The organism is Exiguobacterium alkaliphilum 12/1 (assembly GCF_000714435.1).
Taxonomy (GTDB): domain Bacteria; phylum Bacillota; class Bacilli; order Exiguobacteriales; family Exiguobacteriaceae; genus Exiguobacterium; species Exiguobacterium alkaliphilum.
In genome coordinates this window covers 1-1,272 of the sequence record NZ_JJMW01000030.1, presented here as the reverse complement: position 1 = coordinate 1,272, position 1,272 = coordinate 1, and the positions used below count along the sequence as shown (strand labels likewise).

Here is a 1,272-nt window from a genome sequence, read left to right as displayed (position 1 = left end):
AAGCGATGCGGCTCCCTGCTTGCCCCCAGAAAAGCGAGCTGTGCCCGGTTGGACAAATAAAAAAACTGCAGACAATGTTTTGTCTACAGTCTGAACCGCCGAAACTTCGACGGTTTTTATCTTGTCCGGGCATCGAGCCACGCTCTGTCGATGGCACCGAACTGTTTCGCGGTGATGACGCCAGACTCATCGAGCACGTACGTCGTCGGCATCGCTTGGATGCGGTATCCGTTCGCAACGGCCCCGTCTCGATCATAGACGACTTCGAACGCATCTTCATACGGGGCCACGAACGATGTGGCGTCTTCAACATCCCGTTCACTCGTCGTCGTATTCACAGCGACGATCGTCACCTCATCGGTCGAGCGGGCGAACGCGGCCATATCGGGCATCTCGGCGCGACATGGGGGGCACCACGACGCCCAGAAGTTGATGACGACGCGTTGTCCGCGCAAGTCTTCCAATCGGAACGTACTGCCGTCTGTTCGCTTCAACTCGAAGTCCGGGGGCACTTGACCGATGTTCAATCCGGACGTTGCGGTCGCCTCGAGCGTCGGTGTCTGGTCGGGCAGACTCGCATTGATGATGGCGAGCGCGACGACGATGCCGAGTGTGAGTTGAACGGCTTTTCGCGTGGGGCGGGCGAGGGTCGTCGCAAGCACGACTAGACCGATAAACAATCCGAGCGCCCACATGTGCCACGTCCCGGTCGCGCCCTCACGTAACACCCAGATGAACATCGCGCCGGTGATCGTCCAGACGAGCGAACCGTGCGACGGCGTCCGCATCCAACGCCACGTCAACAGCATCAACACGACAATGAGCCCGGCCGTGTATAGGTGGAGCGGTTGGAGTGAAGCAAAAAGGGGGAACGCGGCGTAACGCGGGACGGCGAGCGTCATCCCGAGCCATAAGACGAGACCGGACAACGCCCAATAGCCGTAAAGCTGCTTGTCGAGCCGAAAGACGAACAGTCCGATGACGAATGCGGCGATGGCGATCGACCAATTCCCGCCAGTGGCGTATAAGGCGAGTGACAGGCTGCCGGTCGAGACGAGGCCGATCAAGACGGCGCTGCCTTTCCAAGCGAGAAAGCCGGCGAACCATGTGCCGAGGACGGCGTCCCGTTCTTTTTCCGTCAACCCGATTTTTCTAAAGCCGATGTATAACAAGAGCAGGCTGACCATGAAGACGAGCAGGTCGAGCCGGATATTCAATGGACCGATTGCAATCACATCATCCCTCCTAGAGAAAAAGCGCCCAGACGAGTGT

General features: G+C 58.7%; 1 protein-coding gene. It reads right to left on the bottom strand.

Features of this window, described 5'->3' with window-relative positions; translation table 11 throughout:
* Window positions 1-116 precede the first annotated feature (116 nt).
* On the bottom strand, window positions 117-1,235 hold the full coding sequence (locus tag RT52_RS07230; protein WP_034814312.1) for a TlpA family protein disulfide reductase: 1,119 nt from the start codon (window positions 1,233-1,235) through the stop codon (window positions 117-119).
* Between the last annotated feature and the right edge of the window lie 37 nt (window positions 1,236-1,272).